This is a genomic window from Yersinia aldovae ATCC 35236 (genome assembly GCF_000173735.1).
Taxonomy (GTDB): domain Bacteria; phylum Pseudomonadota; class Gammaproteobacteria; order Enterobacterales; family Enterobacteriaceae; genus Yersinia; species Yersinia aldovae.
On record NZ_ACCB01000028.1, the window covers coordinates 41,448 to 60,255 of the forward strand.

Sequence of the window (18,808 nt, forward strand, 5' to 3'; positions counted from 1 at the left end):
GACTAACTGACAGTCATGGAGAGACAATAAAGTGAATGTTAAAACAAAAATATATTTTATGGGGTTATTGTTATTAATAATACAACCAATAGCTATGGCCAATACTTATTTTTATCCCTACATCAAGAGTTACTCTAATTGTTCCATAACAATATTAGATGATGAAGATAATAGTGTAGAGGTTTCTTTTCGCGCCCATCTGGTTGATGACCTATTTTCTGATAAAAGCTCACATATTGAACCGTGGGAACAGCTAATTAACTCTTCCAATGGCGAGTCAATTACATTAAGTCCGGATCACGCTATACTCTCACTTCATTTTTATAAAGCCGATGGTTCACCCGAACTTAACATTACACTTAATGCTATTAGTGAGCTTTCTCTCAATGGCGTTAGCCATAATAATAGTGGTAATAATATTCAAGAAATCACTTTCAATAGCGGTGCCAACGCATTAAAAAATACATACTATGATGTGTCATTCAAAGTTTCCTCTAATACTCTTCCACCTATCAGAATAGGTGCAACTGTGGGTGGTGTGCTCAATATTGATCAACAACAGCACTCTTTGCTTTCATCAAAAGGTGTTTCTTTTGGCTCGACGGGTAAACAATGTGAAAATTTTGAGCCTCAGACTGCGGCTGCTCCAGAGGCCATCAAAGTTGATCCTAAATTCCGTTTATCCTCGGCTATATGGAAATTGAAGTCGGTCGATTTAGACCTATTACTCGATAACACAGAAAATGGTAGTGGTTTAAACGTTCCATTAGATAATTCAGAAGCCAACCGTTTTTGTATCCATTATCAACCTATGGGCGTAAAAAGGGTGATACATCGTATTCAAGCCAATAATCTGAACGGATTATCCAAAGATAGAAATCACTTCCAATTAAAAGACAAAGAAAAAGTAATTAATTACCAAGTCATATTGAGAACTGAATATAGTTCCTCTGACTTTTTCTTACCAGAGGATTATTACCTTACTTACTTAGACAAAGATGTAAAAAAAATGTGTTGGACACCTAAAATACAACTTTTCAGTACCGAAACGACCGATAAAGGCAGCTATAGCGACACGCTGAACTTTACTATCATGCCGCTAGCATAAAATAATAGATAAGGCCCAAATATGGGCCTTAAATTACAATCTGATTAAGAAATCGACAGCTAGCCGCCCAAATAAGCGGAACGCACCGCTTCATTCGCCAGCAAAGCAGCTCCCGTATCCTCCAAAACGATACGGCCATTCTCCAGTACATAACCGCGATCTGCCAGCTTTAACGCTTGATTTGCGTTTTGCTCAACCAGAAAGATCGTCATCCCTTCTTCTCTTAATTGTTGAATAGTATCGAATATTTGCAGAATAATAATCGGAGCCAGCCCCAGAGAAGGCTCATCCAGCAGTAATAATTTTGGCTGGCTCATCAGTGCTCGGCCTATTGCCAACATCTGTTGCTCGCCACCTGACATGGTTCCAGCCCGCTGGGTTCTACGTTCAAATAAACGTGGAAACAAGTCGTACACCCGCTCGATACGCTGTTGATATTGCTGGCGATCAGCAAAAAATCCCCCCATTGCCAGATTCTCTTCAACCGTCATGCGGGAAAACACCCTGCGCCCTTCCGGCACGATCGCTATCGCTTCACGCATGATGCGCGCAGTCTGCCAGTCAGTAATATCTTGATCACCGAAAACAATACTGCCCTCAGTCGCTCTCGGTTCACCGCACAATGTCCCGAGCAGCGTAGTTTTACCCGCACCGTTAGCGCCAATCAGTGTAACGATTTCGCCTTGCTGAATGTGCAGGCTAACCTGATGTAATGCCTGAATTTTGCCGTAATGGGCTGAAACCTTATTAAATGACAACATGTTATATTTGTGCCTCGCCCACTTTTCATTTACCCCAAATAACATTATTCGCCCAGATAAGCCCGGATCACATCCGGATTATTACGGATTTCCGCTGGTGTACCTTGTGCTAACGGCGTTCCCTGATTCACCACATAAATACGGTCAGAAATCCCCATCACCAGTTTCATATCATGTTCAATCAGCAATACTGAAACCTGATGTTGGTCACGCAGCTCCATGATTAACTGATTCAGCTCTTCTGTTTCTTTTGGGTTCAAGCCTGCGGCGGGTTCATCCAACATTAATAGTTCAGGGCGCGTCACCATACAACGCGCAATTTCCAGCCGTCGTTGCTGACCATATGCCAAATTTCCTGCCTGGCGGTTCGCCAACTCGAGTAAACCTACACGCTCCAGCCAGGTTGCCGCACGTTCCAATGCATCTGCCTCTGCACGCCGAAACCCCGGCGTTTTCAGCAAACCAGCGAATACGCCACTCTTAAGGTGCTGATGTTGAGCCACCAGCAAATTCTCGACTACCGTCATTTCACGGAACAAACGCACATGCTGAAAAGTACGAATCAACCCCATGCGGGCAATCATCTGGCCGGGTAACCCTTCCAGATGGCGATCACGTAACTTAATGGTGCCGCCGGTCGGACGATAAAAACCGGTCAAACAGTTAAAAATAGTGGTTTTACCCGCACCATTTGGGCCAATCAAGGAGACTATCTCCCCCTGATTCAAGGTCAGACCAACATTATTGACTGCCAGTAATCCGCCAAAACGCATCGACAGCCCTTCAACAGCTAACAAAGGTTGTGTGTTCATGTCTGATCCCCTTTTTTAGCTTTTATATCAGCAACTTTCAGCTTCAGTTGTGGGCGTTTCATTGGCAGCAAACCTTGTGGACGCCAGATCATCATCAATACCATCAATGCACCTAACAGCAACATACTGTAAGCATTGAGATCACGCATTAATTCGCGCGAAACCACCAGCAGCACGGCAGCCAGAATCACTGCAAACTGTGATCCCATGCCGCCTAATACGACAATCGCCAACACAAAAGCCGATTCGACAAAAGTGAAAGATTCCGGGCTAACAAAACCTTGCCGGGCAGCGAACAACGTCCCCGCAAAACCAGCAAAAGCGGCGCTGATGGTAAATGCAGTCAGCTTAATTTTAGTTGGGCTGAGGCCCAGTGAACGGCAAGCAATTTCATCTTCACGCAACGCTTCCCATGCCCGACCCAGCGGCATACGCAGCAATCGATTGATCACAAATAACGTTAGGATCACCAATAATAGCGCCACTAAATACAGGAAAATGATACGGTCACTTGGATCATAAGTCAGGCCAAAGAAATTGTGGAAAGTATCCCAACCACCGTCTTTCGCTGTACGGCTAAACTCCAAACCAAACAAAGTAGGTTTAGGAATTTGGCTAATCCCATTTGGCCCTCCGGTGATTTCGGTGTTATTGAGCAACAAAATACGCACTATTTCACCGAAGCCCAACGTCACGATCGCCAGATAATCACCGCGCAAACGTAATACCGGGAAACCCAGCAAGAAACCGGACAACGCGGCGACTATCCCCGCCAGTGGTAAACTCTCCCAGAAACCTAAACCGTAATAGTGATTCAGCAGAGCATAGGTATAAGCACCAATGGCATAAAAACCACCGTAACCCAGAACCAGCAAGCCTGATAACCCAACAACGACGTTCAACCCCAAACCCAACATGACGTAGATCAGTGTCAGCGTCGCGATATCAACTGAACCTCGGGAAACCAAAAATGGCCAGGTGACTGCGGCGATAATAATGACAGCGGCTAAGAGTTTCTGGCGCACAGTCGTACCGTCAAAGCTGGGTAATACCCATGCCGGGCCGGAGACTTTTTTAATCCCTTGCTGGATGTACGGACGAACCAGTTGAAAGCAGAAAACCACCACACAGCCCGCCCCAATCCACAGCCAACGGACCTCAGCCGCACCCTGCACAATAAGTTTGGTACCATCTAACTGCAACTGCAATCCCATCACAAATGAGGCGAGGACGAATAAAACTACGGTCGAAATAATGGCATTGACGAAGTTGAGTTGTTTCATACTTTCTCAACCTCTGGACGGCCCAAGATCCCGGTTGGCATCACCAACAGCACAACGATTAACAGAGCAAATGAAACAGCATCTTTGTATTCAGTGCTGAGGTAAGCAGAGGTCAAGGCTTCAGCGATACCCAGAATTAAGCCCCCAATCATCGCGCCCGGAATACTACCAATGCCGCCTAATACTGCGGCAGTAAAGGCTTTCATGCCTGCCATAAAGCCAATGTAAGGGTTAATAACACCATAGAATTGGCCGAGCAGCACACCTGCCACAGCCGCCATCAGCGCGCCAATCACAAAGGTTAGCGAAATAACGCGATCGGTGTTAATACCCAGCAAACTGGCCATTTTCAAATCTTCGGCACAAGCACGGCAAGCACGCCCCATACGGGAATAGCGGATAAACAGAGTCAGGGCTAACATGGCCAGGAAAGTAACAATCCAGATTGTCAGTTGCATGGTACTGATCGTCGCCGCAAAGCCATTGGTTTCAGCCAACGTCCACTGCCCGGTAACCAGACTCGGCAATGCTAAATCACGCGAACCTTGCGTCAGGCTGACATAATTTTGCAAGAAAATAGACATTCCGATCGCCGAAATCAGCGCGATCAAGCGCTTAGAGCTACGAACAGGCTTATAAGCCACCCGTTCAATACTCCAACCGTAAGCGCTCGCGATCACAATCGAGACTAAGAATGCGCAGCCGATCAGTAGCCAACTGGCATCAATCCCCACCATCATCAATGCGGCGATCACGATAAATGAGACGTAGCTGCCTATCATATACACTTCGCCGTGAGCGAAATTGATCATACCGATGATGCCGTACACCATGGTGTAACCAATGGCAATCAGCGCATAAGTGCTGCCCAACGTAACGCCGTTGAACATCTGTTGCAGGAAATACAGAAACTGCTCTGACATACTCTAACCTTTTGATTCGCTTGCCTGGCTGCCCTAGTCAACTGTATCTATTCTGCTGTGTGCAGAGAGGAAAAATCCCCCCGAAAGAGGGGATACGAGTTGGTAAAGGGGCCGGATTGCAACAAGAGCAACCCTACAACTTGATGATTCTAATATTATTGTTATTTGACTACGGAAGAAGAGCCGTCCGCGTGCCATTCAAAAATACCGAACTCAAACCCTTTAAGATCACCTTTCTCATCCCAGCTCAATGGTCCCATCACGGTTTCGACCGGTTTACCGGTTTTCAGATCCTTGACCAAATCAGCCGGTTCCTGGCTGCCACTTCGTTCCATTGCCGTCGTCAATGATTGCAGCGCAGCATAGGTGGTCCAGACAAATGGACCAGTCGGGTCCAGTTTTTTCGCTTTCAGCGCATCAACGATAGGTTGGTTAGTCGGAACCTGGTCATAACGCTTAGGTAATGTCACCAGCATACCTTCAGAGGCTGCACCCGCGATGTTAGACAGTGAAGAGTTCCCCACACCTTCTGGCCCCATAAAGCGAGCTGTCAGGCCGGCTTGTCTCGCCTGACGCAGGATTTGGCCCATCTCTGGGTAGTAACCGCCGAAATAGACGAAATCGACATTTTCTTTCTTCAGGCGAGCAACCAGTGTGGAGAAATCTTTATCCCCGGCAGTCACCCCCTGAAATAACACGGGTTCAGTGCCTTGCTGTTTCAAGCTGTCACGAACAGAACGTGCCAAGCCTTCACCGTATTGCTGCTTATCGTGTACCACAGCGATACGTTTAGGCTTGATAGTATCAAGGATATATTTAGCTGCCGTTGGGCCTTGGTCGGAGTCCAGGCCTGTGGTGCGCATAATCATTTTATAACCACGGGTGGTCAGATCAGCGTTAGTCGCCGCAGGAGTGATCATAATCACGCCTTCATCTTCATAAATATCCGAAGCTGGCTGAGTTGAAGAGGAGCACAAATGGCCGATAACGTAACGGATACCGTCGTTAATGACTTTGTTAGCAACCGCTACCGCTTGTTTCGGGTCGCAAGCATCGTCGTATTCCACGCCGACCAGTTTATCGCCCTTAATTCCACCTTTGGCGTTGATATCAGCAATAGCCTGACGCGCACCGATAAACTCCATGTCGCCATATTGAGCAACCGGGCCGGACATCGCACCCACAATGGCGATTTTTATGTCTTTCGCCAGCACAGAGTGGCTCATCGCCATTGCTATACACCCAGCCAGCAACACTTTACCTTTCGTTAATTTCATCCGCGAATTCCCCATCTGTCATTGTGAACGTGCTTGTTGTGTTTACCTGAACGTTTTATCACTAACGTAACGTTTTATTCATAAGTAAGAATGGTTTAGTCTCAAAAGAGGTGGTTTTTTCTAATAAGACTTTATTTTTCATACCATTAAACAGGAATTTTATGCTGCAAATCAACTAACACAAGCAGAAACAAGCGGTGTAAACAGCATAAAATTAGGATTAAATTGAATGGGTTTTACTCAAATGATAGTGGGTTGTGCTGGTTATGTGATCATTTACTCCGTGAAAACTCGGAAAATGCAATAGCGAAAAAACATTTTCCGCCGTAAACGTACAGAAAAACTTACACAACACTCTGACCTGTAGTCTAGTACAATAAACCACAGCCCTTTCTCCCTTATCTTTTTATGGTCTCTCTGCGATGAAACTGACTATTGAACGATTAACAATCCTTACCCATCAGGACCTTATAGATTTAGCTAAAATCTGGCCTGAACAACATTTTCCTGGACAGCTACGGGAAGCCACTTGGCAACGGTGGATTAACGAGGGTAAACCGCTCTTTGCAGCGCGTTTCAATGATCGTCTGTTGGGTGCAGTCAAAGTGGTTGTTCATGGTCAGCGAGCGGAGTTAGTGGATTTATGTGTCAGAGAAGTGACGCGTCGCCGTGGTGTCGGATTATATCTGATGGAAGAAACGCTGCGTCAGCTACCAGAAGTGAAGCACTGGTATCTGGCTCATGAGCAGGTGAGTGCGATAAATAGAGCAGAGATGGGCGCGTTTATGCGTGCTTGTGGGTTTAGCGACGTCACTCAGGGCTGGCAACGCTAGCTACGGTGGTAAAAAGCAAAAGGGCGATATCGCTATCGCCCTTTCTGTCATGTTACGTCACAGCATCTGTATTGCTGTATCAGGCCTCAATTGCCATACGTAATTTTTTCATCGCGTTCTTTTCAAGCTGGCGTACGCGTTCAGCTGATACACCGTACTGATCGGCCAGTTCCTGCAATGTTGACTTATTGTCATCATCCAGCCAGCGAGCACGGATAATATGCTGGCTACGCTCATCCAACCCCTCCATCGCATAAGACAGTTTGTCTGCGGCGTGGCTATCCCAGTTATCTTCTTCAATGCCATCGGCAAAATCAGAACTTTTATCCTGTAGATATAAAACCGGGGCCATAGAGTGACCATCGCGAGCTTCGTCATCGGGAGAGGGATCAAACGTCATATCCTGAGCGGACATGCGTGACTCCATCTCGCGAACGTCTTTACTGGTTACACCCAGTTCTTTGGCAACCAGTTCAACTTCATCCTGATTGAACCAACCAAGCCGCTGCTTAGTTTTACGCAAGTTGAAGAATAGCTTACGCTGGGCTTTAGTGGTTGCGACTTTCACAATACGCCAGTTGCGCAGCACATATTCATGAATTTCTGCTTTGATCCAGTGTACAGCAAAGGACACCAGACGAACCCCAACTTCAGGGTTAAAACGGCGAACCGCTTTCATCAAGCCAATATTACCTTCCTGAATAAGGTCAGCCTGTGGCAAACCATATCCAGAATAGTTGCGGGCAACATGAGCGACAAAGCGCAGGTGAGACAGGATAAGCTGTTTAGCCGCTCCCAGATCGCCCTGGTAATGCAGCCGTTCAGCCAGCTCACGCTCTTCCTCTGCGGTCAGCATCGGATAGGCATTGGCAGCCCGAATATAGGCTTCCAAACTGCCCTGCGGTACTAAGGCTAAAGTTTGCATTTCTTTGGTCATTCAAAACCCTCTCAGCATGTTTAGTGCAAATCTCTCAGCGCGCATATTTTAGCATCTGTTTAAACAGATTCAAGCACTGGACACCTTATCATTTCACTGTATTTTTCGACCGGCTATTGCTGTGAAAGTTCCAACGGGAACGCACTTTTTGCCAACGGAGCATAGCAATTAACGCAGCATATATCAGAGGAAAAGCAGTTGGGATTCAGCAGTAGAATCAGTACGAAATCACTATTTCCCTGCATGATATGCACACTTGCAGGGAAATAGTATAACAAACATTTTTTACTGCGGTGTAAATCGACGTAAATGTTGAACCGTTGCTAGCCAAGCGGCGATCCAGCCGATCATGGCAGAGATCAAGACCAACAGCAGGCACTCATCCCAGCTCAAACCATGTAGAGTAAAGTGCGTACCAAATACCGTTGCGACCTGCGTGACAACAGAACCAAGCTTCCACACCAACGCCTCGGAGAGTATCAGCGATAACACCGCACCACCCAATCCCAGCATCGCCCCGCCATTTAGGAATGGCCGCAGAATGAACCCATCTGTTGCACCAATTAATTTCATAACATTGATAGTATCGCGGCGGCTAAAGATGCTCAGACGTACACTGTTACCAATGACCAGGAAGACTGCGACCACCATCAGAACGCCAATCATTGCCGCGACCTGCCCTACCAGCCCGGTGAGCGCTGCCAGGCGAGCGAACCAGCTATCATCCATACGGACTTCGGCAACACCTTCAACCTTACTTACACGTTCACGCAGCGTATCGAGCGTGCCGGAACTTTGGAAATCCAACTTAGGCGTGATAATCGCGACCGCAGGCAGCGGATTCTCCTCCAACATATCCAGCGCACCACCAAAACCGGACCAGTTACGGAACTCTCCCATCGCTTCTTCGCGTGACAGATAATTCACCTTTTCAACGCCAACTTCTGCTTTCAGGGTGATAACCACATTTTCAGCCGCACTGTCATCCAAAGCTTTATCCAGATAGACCGTCAATTGCGGCGTTGGATACCATTGATCTGCTGCCTGACTCACGTTCTTCCACACGATATAGCACACACTTGGCAGCGTCAGGGAGATGGCTATCACCATCACCGTTAACAGCGTGGCTAAGGGTTGACGCATGATATCCGCGATGGCATTGACCCACGAGTAACGCCACTGCTCACGCCAGCCGCCTTTCAGCGCCTTGGTTTTTGCTTTCTGTGCGTTATTCGCCATGATGCGCTCCTAACATCCGCCCCTGACTCAGGGTCAGAGTCGGGTAGCGCCGCCGGGCAATCAACGACGTATCATGGGTAGCCATCAATACAGTGACGCCCACACGGTTAAACTCTTCAAACAGACGCAATATCCCTTCAGATAAAGCATCATCCAGATTACCGGTCGGTTCATCTGCCAGCAATACCACAGGTTTGTTTACCACTGCGCGGGCAATGCCCACTCGCTGCTGCTCACCACCCGATAGCTGGATAGGGAAATTTTTCGCCTTATCCAATAACCCAACTTTATCCAGTGCTGCCGATACCCTACGGCGAATATCTTCGGTACTGGCACCGGCGATAATCAGTGGCATCGCGACATTGTCGTATACCGTTCTGTCGAGCAGCAGATGATGATCCTGAAAGATCATCCCGATCTGGCGGCGCAGAAACGGCACTTCGCGGTTTTTTAGACGGCTAATATCGTGACCGCCAAACCAAATATGGCCAGCGCTGGGCCGCTCGATACCACAAATCAGCTTCAGCAAAGTACTTTTACCCGCACCTGAATGGCCGGTCAAAAACGCCATTTCCGCTGGGCGCAGATGAAAGTCTACCCCTTGCAGTGCCTGTCGTCCGCCCAGATAAGCTTTACTGACCTGTTCAAAGCGAATCATCCGTTTTAATCCTCTCGGGCAAAAAGAGCCTCAATAAAATCGTCAGCCTTAAATGGCCGTAAATCTTCTATGCCTTCCCCTACACCGATATAACGGATTGGGATACCGAACTGATTGGCGATAGCAAAAATCACCCCACCTTTGGCGGTGCCATCAAGTTTAGTCAGGGTAATCCCGGTCAGGCCCACCGCTTCATTAAACAACTTCGCCTGACTCACCGCATTTTGTCCGGTACTGGCATCCAACGTCAGCATAACCTCATGGGGGGCATCGCCGTCCAGTTTTTTCATTACCCGGACAATCTTCTTCAGCTCTTCCATCAGATGGGCTTTATTCTGTAAACGCCCAGCAGTATCAGCCAACAACACATCGATCCCACGAGCTTTAGCTGCCTGAATCGCATCAAAAATAAACGGAAGCTGAATCTGCACCCGTATGCTGTGCGACCACCGCAATCTTGTTGCGATCACCCCATACCTGCAACTGTTCAACCGCCGCCGCACGGAAAGTATCACCCGCAGCCAACATGACAGATTTACCTTCAGCCTGGAACTGGCGTGCCAACTTGCCGATAGTCGTCGTTTTACCTACACCATTGACGCCAACCATCAAAATGACAAAGGGATTTTTACCACTGACATCTAATGGTTTGTCTACTTTAGACAGAATTTCAGACATTTCCTCTTTGAGCTTACCATACAGTGCCTCGGCATCTTTTAGCTGCTTACGGCTGGCATGTTCGGTCAGAGAAGTAATGATTTTACGGGTAGTTTCGACACCAACGTCGGCGATCAGGAGCTGTTCTTCTAATTCTTCAAACAGATCGTCGTCGATTTTCTTACCGCTGAACAGCCCCATAAAACCAGAGCCAAGATTCTGCTTGGTTTTGATTAGACTGCGTTTTAAGCGCGCGAAGAAACCTTCTTTAGTTGGCCGCTCTTGTTCTTGAGCAACTACCGCTACGATTTCGTTTTCAAGCGCTTTTTCTGGCTCAAATTCGTCTTCAACTTCTTCAACAACAGATTCTTCGACAACCTCAACCGGTGCCTCCTCCGCGAGAGCTTGCGGTGCGGGTGTATCGATAACGATATTATTTTCTGTTAACGGTAATTCTGGCGCACTGATAGAACCTTCATCCCATTCAGTAATATTATCGTCTGCGGTCTGATGCTGCGAAAAATGATGCTGTAAATATTGTGGATTTGAAGAGATATCAACAGGTTTTTCAATGACCTGTACAGTAGGCCTGGCATCCGCCTCTGGCAACGTTTCAGCCGCAGCTTCACTGACAGCGCTGCTATCCCATTCACCCAGTGTAACGGTGCCAGGCTCTTCTACTGGTTCTGCCTCAACAAGCATATGTTCTGATGTTGTTTCAGCCTGTTTTTCACTGATGCCGCGCTCTACCGCTTGCTCAGTAACGCTTTCTTTTTCAGTCGCCAGCGGCTCTGTTGTTTGTTCTTCGCTCTGACGGCCAAGACCTAGCCAGGAAAGAAACCCACGTTTTTTTTCTTTTGCCATTTGCGACTACACTCCTCGCGGTTTAATCATGGCTTTACCCTGATGACTTCGGGTCTGCATAAATAAGATAATAGTCCGCAAGTCTAACACTTTCCCCTGAACAGCAACACGCGCACGATGCTGCTTTCTAATGTGAATTCAGTCAACAAAGGTTTAACGTTTCCCCCATACCACAGTCGTAGGTAGAATAGCGACTAACTCTTTTATTCAGCGCTGCAATATTGGCCAACTTTCAAGCAAGCAATCTATGGCAAAGCGACCTATAACAACACAATCTACAACCAAGCGATCCACGGCAAAACAGAGTTCATCACAGCCAGCAGGACAAATCCGTATCATTGGCGGCAAATGGCGTGGGCGCAAACTGCCGGTGCCTGATAGCCCAGGGCTGCGTCCTACCACTGATCGGGTAAGAGAAACACTGTTCAACTGGCTCGCGCCAATGATTCAGGGTGTGCGGTGTCTCGATTGCTTTGCCGGTAGTGGTGCCTTGGGATTGGAAGCGCTATCCCGTTACGCCAATGAAGCCGTGTTGCTCGAAGCCGATCGCAATGTTGCTAAACAACTGAGCAGTAACCTGACATTACTGCAAGCCGAGAACGGGTTGGTGGTGAATACCAATTCTTTACAATGGCTTGCCGAACCGGGGCAACCTTTCGACCTGGTATTCCTCGACCCTCCTTTCCGCAAAGGTTTGTTGGCTGAAACCATCACGTTGCTGGAGCAACATAACTGGCTAACCGACGAAGCCTGGATTTACGTTGAGGCTGAGGCAGAAAGCGCCGCTACTGATGTCCCCGCCAGTTGGCAATTACATCGTGAGAAAATTGCCGGCCAAGTAGCCTATCGTCTTTATATTCGAAATAAACAGATTCGCCAACACGCTGTTTCAGCGGAAGAACAGGAGCAACACCATGTGGATTAATCTCGGCCGGTTACTGATGTTAGGAGTATGGTTTTTCTTACTGTTGAACCTATTCCAGCCGTTCCCTAAGCCATTGAGGTACTTTATTAATGTTGCCATGATATTTATGGTTCTAATGCATGGTTTGCAATTGGTACTACTCAAGTCGACACAACCCAAAGATCAGCCGATCAGTGGCTGGCAACAACTCAAAATCTTTGTTTTTGGTGTCTTTGAATTACTGGTCTGGCAGAAGAAACAGCCACCCCTGCTTAAAAAATAATATCCGCGCCATCATGACAGGTTCTGCTATATATCGTTAACTATCATGGTAATGGGTATTTATTTAGCCACTGGATTTGGGGTAAAGGCGATATAGCGGTTGCCTTGTAACTGTAGTGTTCCCTGCGCCCCTAATTCAATCCGGTTATATTCCTGCTGCGGCAGTACCATTTTGATTCCACTGCCGTTTTTCGCTTCATTACCCCCCTTAATATCAATACCATTCTTGATACCCATACTGTTTACCGATGGGCGGAAATAAACCTCATAACGCTTTTCTTCTGCCACGATCTCCTCGCGTTGACGCGAACGGCGATTCGGAGCCAGCACCTCTTTTTTATCCGACACGTCTACTTGTAGACTACGTACAGCCGCGCGGTCGTTTTCAGTTTCCTGCTGTTTTTTCTGCCAATATTGGCGACTCGCCAATACAACAATTACTATAACGACAGCAATAAACAACAATGGGGGTTTATTCATAATAATATTACGTGGTCGCGCTATCTTGCGGGATATATTTAAGGTTTATGACCTGGCAGATAAGGGAAACTCATCACATTACTGCCCAGTTCAGAGATTCTGGCGCTGCCCTTTTCGGTGACGGCATCAATACGAATCACCGAATGGAGAGGGATATAGCTACGGTTAACGCCCGAGAACTCAGTTTTCAATTTTTCTGTGGATGGATCGACCAATAACGTTGATTGGCTATCGAAAACAAAATCTGCAATTTCGATAAATCCAAACAAGTTGCTTGGGCCGACTTCACGGACATAGAGCTGATAATTCTTACCGTTATTTATAAACTGAATACGATAAAGCAATTGTTCACTGGCCATGATGCTATATGCCTCTATCCCTTGATTTAGCGAAAGGAAATCGGCGTTAACATAGCATGTCAATCTGACAAGGCCAAGAGCTCAGCCGGTTACTCCTCGCCCTTAATCTGATTCTGCGCACTCTTACGCATTAAGCGCTACAACTTATGCAAGTCGCTTAAGTGTCGCTATCGTTCTTTGCTCTCATCCCTTACACTTAATAGACGTACACTGGTCGCGAATAGTTATTAATTGATTGCAGCTATTAATTACAGATTGCTATTAACTACAGATTATCATTATCACACAGGTGTCCTCACCGAACCCTGCTTAGAAAAAGGATAAATCATGAGCTGGCCATTCCTTGCTGTATTTTTTTCTGGTTGGTTGTTTGTCGATGCCACTTATCGCGGCCCGCGCTGGCAGCGTTGGGTATTCAAACCGGTCACTTTATTACTCTTACTTTTATTGGCCTGGCAAGCGCCGATCCTTGGCCCTGCCGGTTATCTGATTGTTCTGGGTTTGTTGGCAACATTGATAGCTGATGCTTTATTACTGCTACCCAGTGAGCGCTTACTTTATGCTCTAGGCGCATTCTTCCTATCGCATTTACTGTACACCATCAGTTTTGCCAGCCAGATGACACTTACGCTGTTCTGGCCATTGCCAGTGGTTTTGATAATAATAGGCGCACTGCTGCTAGCCACAATCTGGACGCAGTTGCAAGAGATGCGCTGGCCGGTGGTGGCCTTCGTCGGCATGACATTGCTGATGGTCTGGATGGCGGGTGAGCAGTACTTTGCCCGCAGTACTGATTTGAGCTTCTCACTGCTGACCGGTACAGTCTTGCTATTGATATCACACAGTATCTGGCTGCTGAACCGCTATCGTTTCTCCTTCCGTGCTTCAGATGCCATTGTCGCCGGATGCTATTTTGTCGGGCATTTCCTGATTGTCAGATCGCTATATTTATAACTCACCGTGATTCAATGGTTTGATCTCATTAATGTGGCTCCAAGGATGGAGCTTAAATTCTCGATTTACTCATTCACACGCTATATCCCAGCAGTTTTGCTCCTCGCTGCGCATAAACTTAATCACTGTTTAGCAATTATTCTCATTTAGGTCTTGACTCTGGAGTTGGCTCCAAGGTGTAGAGTGCCGCTATATCTGCTAAAACTCATCCAGGGGGCATCATGCATTCACATTCTGAACAAACACATTCAACCGCTAAACACAGCGATTGCGGCTGTGGCGATACTCACGCCAAACAACAAACAGGTTGCAGCAACAAACAAGCAACGACTGCCAGTAATAGCAGTACCAGCTCAGAGAGTGAGCACTCACATCAAGATGGAGGTTGCTGTAGTCAGAACCCTCCTGATGAAGGTGACGAAGAAAGTGATTTACTTACAGCAGCGATACCTTCAGGTAGTCAGCGTTTTAGCTGGCAAGTCAAAGGGATGGACTGCCCCAGTTGCGCCCGCAAGATTGAAAATGCCGTCAGTAACCTGACAGGTATTGAAAATGTAAAAGTCCTGTTTGCCACCGAAAAACTGGTGGTCGATGCATACACAGATATCCGCCCTCAAGTCCAGTACGCGGTAACGCAAGCCGGGTTCAGCCTGATGGATACCCAAGCTACATCCGCGCAAAAAATGGCCCCGCCAGTATCACGCTTTAATGAATACCTGCCGTTAGCCCTATTAGCCACGCTGATGCTTATCAGTTGGGGGATCTCGCTATTCAGCGTTGAGCTAAGTGAATTAGCATTTATCGCAACCACAATTGTCGGGCTTATCCCGATTGCGACCAAGGCCTGGAAGCTCATCCGCTCCGGCACACCTTTCGCTATTGAAACCTTAATGAGTGTTGCGGCAATCGGAGCGATGTTTATTGGGGCCACCGCTGAAGCGGCAATGGTATTGCTGCTATTTATGATCGGTGAATTGCTCGAATCCTATGCGGCAAACCGCGCACGTCGTGGTGTAACGGCACTAATGGCGCTGGTACCTGAAGAGGCATTGCTATTAAAAGATGGCGAACGGATCTCCGTACCGGTCGCCAGCTTGCGCCCCGGCGATATCATTGAAATCTCACCGGGTGGCCGTCTGCCAGCCGATGCTGAACTGGTCACACCGTTTGCCAGCTTCGATGAAAGCGCCCTAACCGGTGAGTCCATTCCTGTTGAGCGCCAGAAAGGGGAAAAAGTTGCGGCCGGGAGTTTATCAGTTGATCGCGCCACCGAAATGCGGGTGGTTTCTGAACCGGGCAATAACGCCATCGATCGTATTTTGCAACTTATTGAATTAGCAGAAGAACGGCGCGCACCTATCGAACGTTTTATTGACCGTTTCAGCCGCGTTTATACACCGGCGATTATGCTGTTGTCCTTGCTGGTGATGCTGGTGCCACCATTAGCTTTCGCCGAACCCTGGGAGACCTGGATATACCGCAGTTTGACGCTATTGCTGATTGGGTGTCCATGCGCGTTAGTTATCTCCACACCGGCGGCGATAACCTCAGCGCTGGCAGCAGCAACCCGTCAGGGAGCGCTCATCAAGGGCGGTGCGGCACTGGAACAATTGGGCCGGATTCAAACGGTTGCCTTTGATAAGACGGGTACTCTGACTGAGGGTAAACCCAAAGTGACCGATATTCTGCCCGTATCAGGTGTGAGCGAAACTCGCCTGTTAGCGCTGGCTGCAGCAGTCGAAACCGGATCACACCATCCACTGGCGATCGCTATCACGCAACGAGCACAACAAAATACCCCGATGCTGCCACTGGCCGAAGAACGGCGTGCGCTGGCCGGTGTCGGTGTTGAAGGCAAGGTAAATGGGTTAACTGTGCGTGTTAGCGCACCCAGTAAGTTACCACCGGCGTTACTCAAAACAGAATGGCAAACACAGCTTGACCAACTGGAAAGCAGTGGTAAAACCGCTGTTGCCGTGCTGGAAGGTGAGAAGTTTATCGGTTTGCTGGCACTGCGCGATACCCTGCGGACAGATGCCAAAAAAGCCATTGATGCCCTGAAAAAGTTAGGTATTCAAGGTGTGATGTTAACCGGTGATAACCCACGCGCTGCGGCGGCAATTGCCAGTGAGTTGGGGATAGATTATCGCGCCGGATTACTGCCTGAAGATAAAGTGCAGGCGGTTATGGCACTGAATGCGTCACACCCAACAGTGATGGTGGGAGATGGCATTAACGATGCTCCTGCGATGAAAGCGGCCAGCATTGGTATTGCTATGGGCAGCGGCACGGACGTCGCACTAGAAACAGCCGATGCTGCATTGACACATAACCGTCTGACTGGGCTGGCAGAAATCATTCTGTTATCGCGGGCAGCCAACGCCAATATCCGCCAGAACATCACTATCGCGTTGGGGCTAAAAGGGATTTTCCTGATTACCACACTGCTGGGGCTAACCGGTTTATGGCTCGCGGTATTAGCGGATTCGGGTGCAACTGCATTGGTGACCGCCAACGCGCTGAGGTTGTTACGCAAGCGAGACAGTTGAACATCTAACCACTTGAATAAATTGATATTGCTATTTTCAAATATGTCCGTCAGCGGAGGAGTAACAGCAGGTGATTATGCTTTTACTCCTTTTTCACCAAATAGCGGTACGGCGTCTGTTCAGTATCTTGGGCCAGTAATTGGTGATCCATAAAACGACAGAAACCAGGAATATCACGGGTAGTCGCTGGGTCATCGGCGATAATCAGCAGGGTTTGACCGTCTTCCATATGCCGGACCGTTTTACGTACCATCATCACCGGCTCTGGACAGCGCAGACCAAGTGCATCAAGTGTTTTGTCCGGATTAGCAAAAATATCGATCATGGTGATTCTCTTGTTAGCCGTTATACGGTGTGGCAGCGGATAAACGTAAGCCTGCTTAGTTTCGAAGCTGCATAGTTTACCCCGTCAATTTTCTGGTGCAAGTAACACGATAATTTACGTAAAAAGCCATCGTTTGCGTTAAAATTAACCATTGCATTCGTTGCGCAAACGCGTATTATGCCGCCGCGTCGTAGGAATTGCGGCACATTTAGTTTGGGTTCCCTCACCCCAATAACCAAAAAGGTCACATCTATGTTTTCGTTTACTGCCCAACAGCGGATGACCGCTTTGGTATGGCTGGCGCTATTCCATATTGTCATCATTACCTCCAGTAACTATCTGGTACAATTACCGATCGCTATCTTCGGTTTTCACACCACCTGGGGGGCGTTTACCTTTCCGTTCATCTTTCTTGCTACTGATCTGACCGTGCGAATTTTTGGCGCTCCTTTGGCGCGCCGGATCATTCTGTCGGTTATGGTGCCAGCGTTGCTGATTTCATATCTGATTTCAGCCCTGTTTTATCAGGGGAGTTGGCAGGGGTTACCGGCATTAACCAGCTTTAACTTGGTGGTAGCCCGTATCGCGATTGCCAGCTTTATGGCCTATGTACTCGGCCAGATTCTGGATGTTCAGGTATTTAACCGTCTACGTCAGCGCAGCGCCTGGTGGGTTGCCCCGACTGCCGCGATGTTCTTTGGCAATATCAGTGACACAATGGCGTTCTTCTTTATTGCATTCTATCGCAGTACCGATCCCTTCATGGCCGCAAATTGGGTGGAAATTGCCTTAGTGGATTATAGCTTTAAGCTACTGATCTGCATGTTTTTCTTCCTGCCCGCCTATGGCGTAATGCTCAACGTGTTACTGAAATACTTCGCTCGGCAGACCGAGCAGCAAACACTAAAGCAAGTGACGGCCACTGAACAATAGATTGCTTTTAGCGTCTGAATAAGGTGCGATAAGGTTATGCCCAAAGTAGATGGTGTTGCAGCTCCTCTGCGACTTCAAGTACGAAGGGGATATTAATCATTGATAAGGGATTCCCATGCATAAAATAACCAAATTTCTTGCTGTTGGCCTGCTGGTTGCGGGATTAAGCGCCTGTGATGGCAATAGCAATAACAACGTGGGCCAACCGATCAGCCTGCTGGAAGGTAAAGTGGCCTTCAGCTTGCCAGCGGATCTGTCTGATCAAAGCGGGAAAATGGGCAATCAAGCCAATAACATGCACATTTACGCCAATAAAACCGGCGATAAAGCAGTTATCGTGATTTTAGGTGATAATACCAATGAAGCGCTGGATGTGCTGACAACCCGTTTAGCCGACCAGCAACGCGCTCGCGACGCCAACCTGCAAGTGGTAACCAATAAAGCAATTAAAGTTGACGGGCAGCCATTCCAGCAACTGGATAGCATTATTACCAGCGGCGGCCAAAAGGCTTATTCGTCAGTGTTGATGGGCAACGTCGATAACCATCTGATGACAATACAAATTACGCTACCTGCCGATAATCAGCAGCAAGCGCAAACCGAAGCTGAATCTATTATCAGTACCTTGAAGCTGAAATAGAATTCCTTGAAGGAGGTTATTGGTAACTCC

General features: G+C 47.8%; 21 protein-coding genes. 8 read left to right on the forward strand and 13 right to left on the reverse strand.

What is annotated here, in order from left to right; genetic code table 11:
- Window positions 1-31: 31 nt before the first annotated feature.
- Window positions 32-1,108 carry a hypothetical protein gene (locus YALDO0001_RS13440; protein ID WP_004703944.1) on the forward strand — a complete coding sequence of 359 codons (1,077 nt, stop codon included), beginning with the start codon at window positions 32-34 and terminating at the stop codon, window positions 1,106-1,108.
- Between the two features lie 59 nt (window positions 1,109-1,167).
- On the opposite strand, the gene livF is transcribed toward YALDO0001_RS13440, so the two are convergent.
- The 5 genes from livF to YALDO0001_RS13465 all read right to left on the reverse strand — a co-directional run bounded on the left by livF (window position 1,168) and on the right by YALDO0001_RS13465 (window position 6,164).
- Window positions 1,168-1,869: a high-affinity branched-chain amino acid ABC transporter ATP-binding protein LivF gene (gene livF, locus YALDO0001_RS13445; protein ID WP_004703945.1), complete on the reverse strand. Its 702-nt coding sequence runs from the start codon at window positions 1,867-1,869 to the stop codon at window positions 1,168-1,170.
- 44 nt (window positions 1,870-1,913) lie between these two features.
- Window positions 1,914-2,681 carry a high-affinity branched-chain amino acid ABC transporter ATP-binding protein LivG gene (livG, locus tag YALDO0001_RS13450; RefSeq protein WP_042840056.1) on the reverse strand — a complete coding sequence of 256 codons (768 nt, stop codon included), beginning with the start codon at window positions 2,679-2,681 and terminating at the stop codon, window positions 1,914-1,916.
- Entirely contained in the window at window positions 2,678-3,964 is a 1,287-nt protein-coding gene (locus YALDO0001_RS13455) for a high-affinity branched-chain amino acid ABC transporter permease LivM (protein ID WP_042840057.1), read from the reverse strand. Before YALDO0001_RS13455 ends, livG begins: the two co-directional genes overlap by 4 nt.
- Window positions 3,961-4,887, reverse strand: coding sequence for a high-affinity branched-chain amino acid ABC transporter permease LivH (livH, locus tag YALDO0001_RS13460; protein WP_004703948.1), 927 nt, complete (start codon window positions 4,885-4,887; stop codon window positions 3,961-3,963). The genes YALDO0001_RS13455 and livH overlap by 4 nt, the downstream gene beginning before the upstream one ends.
- 161 nt (window positions 4,888-5,048) lie before the next feature.
- On the reverse strand, window positions 5,049-6,164 hold the full coding sequence (locus YALDO0001_RS13465) for a branched-chain amino acid ABC transporter substrate-binding protein (protein ID WP_004703949.1): 1,116 nt from the start codon (window positions 6,162-6,164) through the stop codon (window positions 5,049-5,051).
- Between the two features lie 422 nt (window positions 6,165-6,586).
- Here YALDO0001_RS13465 and panM point away from each other — a divergent pair, with 422 nt between their 5' ends.
- Window positions 6,587-6,997, forward strand: coding sequence for an aspartate 1-decarboxylase autocleavage activator PanM (panM, locus tag YALDO0001_RS13470; protein ID WP_004703951.1), 411 nt, complete (start codon window positions 6,587-6,589; stop codon window positions 6,995-6,997).
- A gap of 79 nt (window positions 6,998-7,076) precedes the next feature.
- Here panM and rpoH read toward each other — a convergent pair whose 3' ends face one another.
- The 5 genes from rpoH to YALDO0001_RS13490 form a co-directional block, all read right to left on the reverse strand.
- Window positions 7,077-7,934: an RNA polymerase sigma factor RpoH gene (rpoH, locus tag YALDO0001_RS13475; RefSeq protein WP_004703952.1), complete on the reverse strand. Its 858-nt coding sequence runs from the start codon at window positions 7,932-7,934 to the stop codon at window positions 7,077-7,079.
- A 285-nt stretch (window positions 7,935-8,219) separates the two neighbouring features.
- A complete protein-coding gene (gene ftsX, locus YALDO0001_RS13480; protein ID WP_042840058.1) occupies window positions 8,220-9,173 on the reverse strand; it encodes a permease-like cell division protein FtsX in 954 nt (317 codons plus the stop codon).
- Complete coding sequence (gene ftsE, locus YALDO0001_RS13485; protein WP_004703954.1) at window positions 9,163-9,831, reverse strand: cell division ATP-binding protein FtsE; 669 nt, start codon at window positions 9,829-9,831, stop codon at window positions 9,163-9,165. The genes ftsX and ftsE overlap by 11 nt, the downstream gene beginning before the upstream one ends.
- Before the next feature lie 5 nt (window positions 9,832-9,836).
- Window positions 9,837-10,262: a hypothetical protein gene (locus YALDO0001_RS22545; RefSeq protein WP_435372771.1), complete on the reverse strand. Its 426-nt coding sequence runs from the start codon at window positions 10,260-10,262 to the stop codon at window positions 9,837-9,839.
- Window positions 10,234-11,352: a signal recognition particle receptor subunit alpha gene (locus tag YALDO0001_RS13490; protein ID WP_004703956.1), complete on the reverse strand. Its 1,119-nt coding sequence runs from the start codon at window positions 11,350-11,352 to the stop codon at window positions 10,234-10,236. Before YALDO0001_RS13490 ends, YALDO0001_RS22545 begins: the two co-directional genes overlap by 29 nt.
- Before the next feature lie 247 nt (window positions 11,353-11,599).
- On the opposite strand from YALDO0001_RS13490, the gene rsmD reads away from it, so the two are divergent.
- Together rsmD and YALDO0001_RS13500 are read left to right on the forward strand one after the other, a co-directional pair.
- Window positions 11,600-12,277: a 16S rRNA (guanine(966)-N(2))-methyltransferase gene (gene rsmD, locus YALDO0001_RS13495; RefSeq protein WP_004703957.1), complete on the forward strand. Its 678-nt coding sequence runs from the start codon at window positions 11,600-11,602 to the stop codon at window positions 12,275-12,277.
- Complete coding sequence (locus YALDO0001_RS13500) at window positions 12,267-12,539, forward strand: DUF1145 family protein (RefSeq protein WP_042547191.1); 273 nt, start codon at window positions 12,267-12,269, stop codon at window positions 12,537-12,539. Before rsmD ends, YALDO0001_RS13500 begins: the two co-directional genes overlap by 11 nt.
- Before the next feature lie 59 nt (window positions 12,540-12,598).
- On the opposite strand, the gene YALDO0001_RS13505 is transcribed toward YALDO0001_RS13500, so the two are convergent.
- Window positions 12,599-13,018 (reverse strand): DUF2500 family protein, encoded by a 420-nt coding sequence (locus tag YALDO0001_RS13505; protein WP_004703959.1) that lies wholly within the window; start codon window positions 13,016-13,018, stop codon window positions 12,599-12,601.
- A 38-nt stretch (window positions 13,019-13,056) separates the two neighbouring features.
- Entirely contained in the window at window positions 13,057-13,377 is a 321-nt protein-coding gene (locus YALDO0001_RS13510) for a DUF1820 family protein (protein WP_004703960.1), read from the reverse strand.
- A gap of 327 nt (window positions 13,378-13,704) precedes the next feature.
- On the opposite strand from YALDO0001_RS13510, the gene YALDO0001_RS13515 reads away from it, so the two are divergent.
- Both YALDO0001_RS13515 and YALDO0001_RS13520 read left to right on the forward strand, forming a co-directional pair.
- Window positions 13,705-14,331: a lysoplasmalogenase gene (locus YALDO0001_RS13515; protein WP_004703961.1), complete on the forward strand. Its 627-nt coding sequence runs from the start codon at window positions 13,705-13,707 to the stop codon at window positions 14,329-14,331.
- A gap of 221 nt (window positions 14,332-14,552) precedes the next feature.
- A complete protein-coding gene (locus YALDO0001_RS13520; RefSeq protein WP_004703962.1) occupies window positions 14,553-16,880 on the forward strand; it encodes a zinc/cadmium/mercury/lead-transporting ATPase in 2,328 nt (775 codons plus the stop codon).
- 82 nt (window positions 16,881-16,962) lie between these two features.
- Here the strand turns inward: YALDO0001_RS13520 and tusA are convergent, their stop codons facing one another.
- Window positions 16,963-17,205, reverse strand: coding sequence for a sulfurtransferase TusA (gene tusA / locus YALDO0001_RS13525; protein ID WP_004703963.1), 243 nt, complete (start codon window positions 17,203-17,205; stop codon window positions 16,963-16,965).
- 252 nt (window positions 17,206-17,457) lie between these two features.
- Between tusA and YALDO0001_RS13530 the strand changes: the two genes are divergently transcribed.
- A complete protein-coding gene (locus YALDO0001_RS13530) occupies window positions 17,458-18,138 on the forward strand; it encodes a 7-cyano-7-deazaguanine/7-aminomethyl-7-deazaguanine transporter (RefSeq protein ID WP_004703964.1) in 681 nt (226 codons plus the stop codon).
- 115 nt (window positions 18,139-18,253) lie between these two features.
- Window positions 18,254-18,778: a DcrB family lipoprotein gene (locus YALDO0001_RS13535; RefSeq protein WP_004703965.1), complete on the forward strand. Its 525-nt coding sequence runs from the start codon at window positions 18,254-18,256 to the stop codon at window positions 18,776-18,778.
- Window positions 18,779-18,808 lie beyond the last annotated feature (30 nt).